The organism is Sphaerospermopsis kisseleviana CS-549 (genome assembly GCF_028329225.1).
In the GTDB taxonomy this organism is placed as follows: Bacteria; Cyanobacteriota; Cyanobacteriia; order Cyanobacteriales; family Nostocaceae; genus Sphaerospermopsis; species Sphaerospermopsis kisseleviana.
This window is the reverse complement of the sequence record NZ_JAQMTI010000318.1, coordinates 44,792-52,126: the sequence shown is the minus strand read 5'-3', so window position 1 is coordinate 52,126 and position 7,335 is coordinate 44,792. Positions and strand designations below refer to the sequence as shown.

The 7,335-nt window shown below is 37.0% G+C and carries 8 protein-coding genes; all 8 read right to left on the bottom strand.

Annotation, left to right across the window (positions count from 1 at the left end; genetic code table 11):
* Positions 1–120 precede the first annotated feature (120 nt).
* Positions 121–552, bottom strand: a complete 432-nt coding sequence (locus PN497_RS24630) for a hypothetical protein (protein WP_096571959.1) — start codon at positions 550–552, stop codon at positions 121–123.
* A gap of 105 nt (positions 553–657) precedes the next feature.
* The gene (locus PN497_RS24625; protein ID WP_096571960.1) at positions 658–3,762 is read right to left on the bottom strand and encodes a valine--tRNA ligase; all 3,105 of its coding nucleotides are present in this window, start codon (positions 3,760–3,762) and stop codon (positions 658–660) included.
* A gap of 388 nt (positions 3,763–4,150) precedes the next feature.
* Positions 4,151–4,564, bottom strand: a complete 414-nt coding sequence (locus PN497_RS24620; protein ID WP_096571961.1) for a PIN domain-containing protein — start codon at positions 4,562–4,564, stop codon at positions 4,151–4,153.
* Positions 4,564–4,791, bottom strand: coding sequence for a hypothetical protein (locus PN497_RS24615; RefSeq protein WP_096571962.1), 228 nt, complete (start codon positions 4,789–4,791; stop codon positions 4,564–4,566). The genes PN497_RS24620 and PN497_RS24615 overlap by 1 nt, the downstream gene beginning before the upstream one ends.
* A gap of 13 nt (positions 4,792–4,804) precedes the next feature.
* Positions 4,805–5,206, bottom strand: a complete 402-nt coding sequence (locus tag PN497_RS24610) for a pepsin/retropepsin-like aspartic protease family protein (RefSeq protein WP_096571963.1) — start codon at positions 5,204–5,206, stop codon at positions 4,805–4,807.
* Positions 5,207–5,211: 5 nt separating this feature from the next.
* Positions 5,212–5,424: a hypothetical protein gene (locus tag PN497_RS24605; RefSeq protein WP_096571964.1), complete on the bottom strand. Its 213-nt coding sequence runs from the start codon at positions 5,422–5,424 to the stop codon at positions 5,212–5,214.
* Between the two features lie 136 nt (positions 5,425–5,560).
* The gene (locus tag PN497_RS24600) at positions 5,561–6,166 is read right to left on the bottom strand and encodes a hypothetical protein (protein WP_272111010.1); all 606 of its coding nucleotides are present in this window, start codon (positions 6,164–6,166) and stop codon (positions 5,561–5,563) included.
* Positions 6,156–7,295 (bottom strand): XRE family transcriptional regulator, encoded by a 1,140-nt coding sequence (locus PN497_RS24595; RefSeq protein WP_096571965.1) that lies wholly within the window; start codon positions 7,293–7,295, stop codon positions 6,156–6,158. The genes PN497_RS24600 and PN497_RS24595 overlap by 11 nt, the downstream gene beginning before the upstream one ends.
* Positions 7,296–7,335: the final 40 nt, after the last annotated feature.

Here is a 7,335-nt window from a genome sequence, read left to right as displayed (position 1 = left end):
TTGGTGATTGGTGATTGGTGATTGGTGATTGGTGATTGGTGATTGGTGATTGGTGATTGGTGATTGGTGATTGGGAATCATATAATTAATTACCCATTATCAATTATCAATTATCAATTATCAATTACCCCCTTGATGTCCATTGTGGTCACGTTGAATACTTTCTTGTAGGGCTTGAATTTGTTCATGACGGGCTTCTAATTCCAAAGTGCGACGGGCTAAATCTTGATTTTGCAAGGTTAAAGATTGTCGCCACTGTTCCGCTTTTTCTGCTTCCTGTTGTAAAAATTCTGGGGTAATACCAGTTTTGAGGTAAGTTTGCACTAAATAAAGTACCCAACTGGTAGCGTCTTCAATTGTTGCTATTTCACCTGTAGGAGAAAGTTCGACTAATACCAGCACTTTCTCGTTCATGATGCTTCCTTTTGCCAGAAGAATACAAGTATCTTCAGAAAGAATAGACCATAAATATTCAGATTCCTGACGTGCTAATAGGCGTAATTGATATTGCCCTAAAAAATCATTTTTACATATTTGAGCTAGATACAACATAGTAATTCAAAATTTGGTAATTGGTAATTGGTAATTGGTAATTGGTAATTGGTAATAGAGAAAAATTATTTCCTATATCACCGTTTACCGATTACCATTCACCTGTTATAAAGTACGCAGACGTTCCTGCAAAATTTCCGTTTGTTTTTGTGCTTCTGCTAAAGCATCTCTGGTAGTTTGTACCACATCTGCGGGAGCTTTATCTACAAAGTTGGAATTACTCAATCTTCCAGTTAAAGCTTTAACTTCCGCTTCAACTTTATTCAAACTTTTCTCTAATTTCGCCCGCAATACTTCAACATCAACTACTCCAGTTAAGGGAATAACAATTTGCACAGTACCCACAACTCCGGAAATAGAATTTTCTTTTTCCTGTGCAGGTTCTTTTTCTTCTTCCTGTGTGGTAGCAGGTTCTATTTCTGTTTCTGTTGGTGTTTCCTTCGCTGGGAAATATTTAGCAAATAATTCTTTTCTGGCTTTACCATTAAGTAAATAACGGACCACAAACCAACCTGCATAAAATAAACCTACTGTTTCAAAGAAACTACCAAAAATGGGTATCCGCAAAGATGTATTGCCGACAAAAATAACGACTCTGAGAGTAACTAACACCGCCAGAATTAAACCAATATTTTTCAAGGTCCGCCAATAGGAACTACTGAAAAGTTCTTTATTTTTGGGTAATTCTGTTGGTGCTTCTGTTGGTGATCCTGTTGGTGCTTCTCCAGTATTTTCTGGAGTGCTTTCTATGGAAGTGGGAGCATTAATAGTTAAGGTTTCTACCTTAGCTAAATCTTTGATATATGCTTCCGCAATTGTCAGGATTGACCTTTCTTTTTCACTTTCACTTTGCAAATTTGCGGTAATTTTTGCCCCTGGTTTAACATCAGCTTCCGCCCGTAAATTACGAATGGTGCGGATAGTATTAATTAACAAATCAAATTGTGTTTCTAAGTCAGCATCAATTAGATTTGTATCTGCTTCTGGATAAGATTGTAAAGCTAAAACTTGGGGATTTTCGGCTGGTTGTTGGGTGAGAGTTTGCCAAATTTCTTCGGTAATATGGGGCATGAAAGGATGTAATAACTTTAATACCCCTTCCAAAACGTAGGCGATAATTTGTTGGGCAATTTTCCGAGATGCGGGATCTGCATCTTTTTGTAATCTGGATTTTACTAATTCAATATACCAGTCACAAAAATCTCCCCAAATAAACTCATACAGTCCTTTGGCTGCTTCCCCTAAACCATAATTATCAATGTAGTTATTTGTTTGTTTAACTACTTGATGATAACGGGAAAGAATCCATTTATCACTGAGTTCTATGGGTTCTGGTTTACCTAATTGGGCTGGAGTTTGTCCATCCAAATTCATCATGACAAATCGGGCAGCATTCCAGATTTTATTGGCAAAATTTCGGGATGCTTCTACAGAGATAGATTCGTCTTTTTTGCGGTCATATTCTAAGCGAATATCTTGACCTGCACCGACTACTTCTTTAACTAATGTATAACGCAGGGCATCAGTTCCATATTTATCAATCAACAATAATGGGTCAATGCCATTGTTTGCTGATTTGGACATTTTCTTATTATTTTCATCCCTAACTAAACCGTGAATATAAACGGTTTTAAAGGGCATTTTTCCGGTAAAATGTCCTGCCATTAAGGTCATTCTTGCTACCCAGAAAAAGATGATATCAAATCCTGTAACTAGGGTAGCGTTGGGGTAGTAGGTTTCTAAGTCTTTGGTTTGTTCTGGCCATCCTAATGTGGAGAAAGGCCATAAACCGGAGGAAAACCAGGTGTCTAAAACGTCGGGGTCTTGTTCTAGTTTGACTTCTTCGCCAAATTGGGCTTTAGCTTTTTCTAATGCTTCTGCTTCGGTTTTAGCAACAAAGAAGGGTGTGGTGTCGGTAATTTCACCGTTGGTTTCGCTGACTGCATACCAAGCGGGTATTTGATGACCCCACCACAATTGACGGGAAATACACCAGTCACGCAGATTTACCAACCAATCACGATAAACCTTTCTCCAGCGTTCGGGGACAAATTCGGGGGAATTTTGGTTATCGAGGAAATCGAGGGTTTTATCTGCAATGGGGCGAATTTTAACAAACCACTGGGTTGAAAGTAGGGGTTCTACGGGGACTTTTCCGCGATCGCTATAGGGTACTGTATGTTTATAGTCTTCTACTTTGACCAGTACGCCATCAGCTTCTAAACGAGCAACTACATTTTTTCTAGCAACAAAGCGGTCTTGTCCTTGGAACTCTCCCGCATTTTCGTTAAGCGTGCCGTCTTTGTTCATGATATTGATAAACGGCAAATCATGACGCTTACCCATTTCAAAGTCGTTAGGGTCATGGGCAGGAGTGACTTTAACGCATCCTGTACCGAAAGCGGGGTCAACTAATTCATCACCAATAATCGGTATTTCCCGATTCATGATGGGGAGGGTGAGAGTTTTACCAATTAAATGTTTATACCGTTCATCTTCCGGGTTAACCGCAACTGCCGTATCACCTAACATGGTTTCGGGTCTTGTGGTGGCAACTTCCACAAATCCAGAACCATCGCTGAGAGGATAACGGAAGTGCCAAAGATTACCATTTACCTCTTTGGGTTCGACTTCCAAATCAGACACCGCAGACTGAGAAGCGGGACACCAGTTAACTAAGTAATTACTCCGGTAAATTAGACCTTCTTCATAAAGACGGATAAATGCTTCTAAAACAGCTTTTGATAAACCTTCATCTAGGGTGAAGCGTTCCCGCGACCAGTCCACGGAAACACCCAAACGGCGTAATTGATTGACAATTGTACCACCTGATTCAGCTTTCCATTGCCAAGCCCGTTCTAAGAATTTTTCCCTACCTAAGTCGTAGCGAGTTTTACCTTCTGCTTTGAGTTGTTTTTCCAGAATGGTTTGTACTGCGATACTTGCGTGGTCAGTACCAGGTAGCCAGAGGGCGTTTTTACCCTTCATTCTTTGATAGCGAATGATGGCATCAATCAACGCACTTTCAAATGCGTGACCCATGTGTAAACTGCCGGTGACGTTGGGGGGCGGAATAACAATACAGTAGGGTTCACCGGGGTGGTTGGGGTCTGCTTTGTAGACTTGGTTTTCTTCCCAGAATTTTTGCCATTTCGCTTCTGTGGAGAATGATTCGTAAACACTGGGGAGATTTGGTATAGTTGCGGTCATGCTGGGAATTATCAGTTTTTTAGGACTCTGATCAATTTTGCCACAAGGTAGGATAGATGGTGATTTGTTACGAACCGCAAAGTTCGCAAAGTTCGCAAAGTTGGAATATTCGTAAGTTTTGGCAATGTGAGATGATGCGGTTTGTGGTCTGTTGGTTTTATTGCCACAGTAAGTATATCAAAAACATGATAGAATATTATTGAATAATAAGAGTGAAAAATATGAACAAAGAAGCAATTCAAAAACTCAGAAACATAATGGATGAAACCAGTAAAGAAGCACTAGCTAAAGGCTTAACTCCTGAAATTTTAGAATCTATTTTACAAGATGATGAATAAACACCGTTTTATTGGTGATACACGGTAAGCTACTGATAAAATATCAATTTTTATTCTAACTGTTTCAATAGCTGAGATACTAACAACACAGGTATGACTGAATTAGAAAAACCTTTGATATCACGAGTAACAATTGCATCTAAACTTTGATCAACTGCACAGTAAATTTGAACTGCATCCTCAAAGTCTGTTAACCCAGATGTAAAAGCTGCTTCTAAAATAGCCCGGTTAACAGGAGAAATAACCATAATATCTAATATGTTTGAAATCGCTTGTCTAGCAAGTTGAAGACTTTGGGTTTGTCTACGAGCAATGTAGAAAATATCTGTTAGTGTTGTTGCAGTGACATATCCGATTAATTGCCCAGAAGCAATTGCTTGAAATAGCATTTCTGCATCTTGTAAAAACGGCTCTCTTTCTAAGAAGTAATCTAGAATAATGTTAGTATCAATGAGAATTTTCACTACAGATACTTCTCCTCTTTATGTTCTGCTAACATTGCTTTAACTTGTTCATCAGTTGGTGCTGGTTGATTGGTTTTTAGTAAACCTTTCATTTGTTTAATAATGCGAGTTTTTTCTGACTGTTGACTAGGTTTATTTTGCAAGGATTCGATAATTGCGCGAACAAGTTCTAGGCGATCGCTCTCCGATAATTTACAGGCTTTTTCTTTCAGTTCTTGTAGAGACATAGAGGGTATTTTACTACGATTTAGGTTTGATCTCAAATTCAAGTTTTGAACGATAGAAAGAAACATCAAATTCCATAAAGAAATTAGTTTGTCCCAAAATTAAGGGTGCATTTGGTTTATTCACCCATGCAAAAGCCAAATTAACTGAGGGAAATTTACCTATTTCAGCAGTCGCAAAAAATGGCATAGCAGCTTGACTGAGATTACCTGCTAATTGGATAATTGCCTTTCTACTATCCCAGATTCCACCTAACTGAAGCCCTATTTCATAAGGTAAAACGTTGATAGTAGCACCACTATCTACTAAACCCAACACTTCTATTATTTGATCACCTTTACGTAAAATTAAGGGAAGTCTGGGTAAACTATCAAATTCATTTTGACTGGGATCTGTTGTTGAATATTTAAACCGCATAAACTTTAATCATTAGCAATAGATTGATTTAGTTCTTCCATGAGGATTTTTCCAGCACCGAAGCTGTTATCAGGAGTTGCTAGGTAATATGTTTTGAATGGTTCTAAGGGAGAAATATCTTCTGTAGAGTCTAACTCTTCTGCAAGAATGCGAATTAATTTGAGTTTTTCGGATGCTGAAAGTTGTTGAATTGATGGTAGTAATTCGGTTAGTGTCATATTTTGCTTGTGGTAAGAGTTATCTTATTGTATTGTAACTGGTTTATCAGAAAGTAATACCTTGAGTTTGATTGGCGATCGCACTTACCAAAATCACATCACAAGCGATCGCACAAAAACTAATTTTTCAGGTTACTTATTTATTATCATTTTCTTTTTCTATATTTAAATACGTTTTTGACCTGTAATCTAAAGCTCTATAATACATTTCAGTAAAGTATTCTGCTAATTTTCGATTATATTTTTTGTGATCATTAATAATTGCTTGTAAATCACTATCACCCAAAAAATTTTTAAAAAATAACCAACCTAATAAGTGGGGAGTAGTTTGTACTAATCTAGTATCCATAACTTCACTAGCCAGTTTTCTAGCACCTTGATCATCTGTTAAGAAAGCTTGGTTTGTTTTCTTGGCAAATACAATGGAAGCTAACTCTCCTTTCCCTAGTCGTTTCCGTTTTTCAAGAATTGAAACTTCTTGTAAGTCTTCAAGTTCTAGATTGTAGTTCTTAACTTTTCCATCTTCAGTTGCTTTTCGGAAAATCTTTTGTAGTTCACGTGCTTCTGGTGTAGGATTTTTTCTTGGATTATGCAAACACTCATAATATACAAAGCTAGTACAACAGAAATGACATCCTGCGGATTGAGCAGCTACGTAAAGAAGTTGGGATGAGAAAATATTATCAATAGCACATGAATCAACAACATTTAGTTTTTGAAATTCAGATGGATTAATCGCCATATTTTAAAGTTTGTCCGTAAATATTTGCAATATTTTGTAATTCATATTCATCAACTAAAAGCATTTCTGCTAATCTACCTGCTGATATGAACTTTTGATAATAAGCATCAAAGCATAGTTCTACATAAAAAGTTGATAGACCTCTTTTTAGTAATTCTTCTTTACGCTGTCTAGATCCTGTTGATAAATCTTCGGGTAATTCTGGATCAACTTTCATATATGATGGTACTATGACCGATTTTACTTGTGCTTCATCAGATATTAGATTAGCACTCTTCAACGCATAAGCTAAGGCTTGTGTGCTAACCTTTAATTTACTTGCCCACTCAATAGCCTTATCAGGATTCCAACTTGTAGAATCTGGAATGTTGCTTAGGAACTCTGGAGGCATCAGATAACGAGATGCAAATGTATTTGCTCTAACTTCAACAAGAGTTTTTTTATCTGAATCAAGGGAAAGAACAAAATCTTTTTCTTCATCTAAAATTGCATGAGCAGATTCATGTGCTACCGTAAATCTTTGTCTATAAATATCTTCACTGTAATTAACTAGCACACACTTACCAGCTACAGGATGTTTAATATATAGACCAGAAATATTTGAGTTGCCTAATTCACGACGGAAAATATGAAATCCTAAACGGCGAAAGTCATCATAAATATTACTGCTTACTTGATTCACAGAATATCCTAAATGCTCTCGTAGCTTTTTTGCTGCTTGTTCCCCATGATCTATGAAGTATTTTCCTTGCGGAATAAAGCTAAATGGTTTGTAGTCTCTCCTGAAAATTAAACTTAATAAAAAATCTTCACACTCGCACAGAAAAAGAAATTCTTGCACAGCCCAACGGTCTTCTTTTGAGAACTCATCACCATGCTTTCTAAATAAAATTTCAGTTTGCTCAAAAGGTGCTAGTTTTTCATTTGATATAAAGAACTGGTAATCACATTTATAATAATCTGCTAATATCAAAACCTCATCACCTGTTGGTTTTTTCTCCCCATTTTCAAGAGCAGTTAAAGATTGTATTGAAATACCAGTTGATACTGAAATTTCATCTAGTGAATTTTCAAACTGCGCTCTGTATTTTTTCAATTTTGAACTGAATAGGGCAAGATCAAATGTCATACAACTAATTCCCCATAACGCAATTCTCTAAATCAATTAA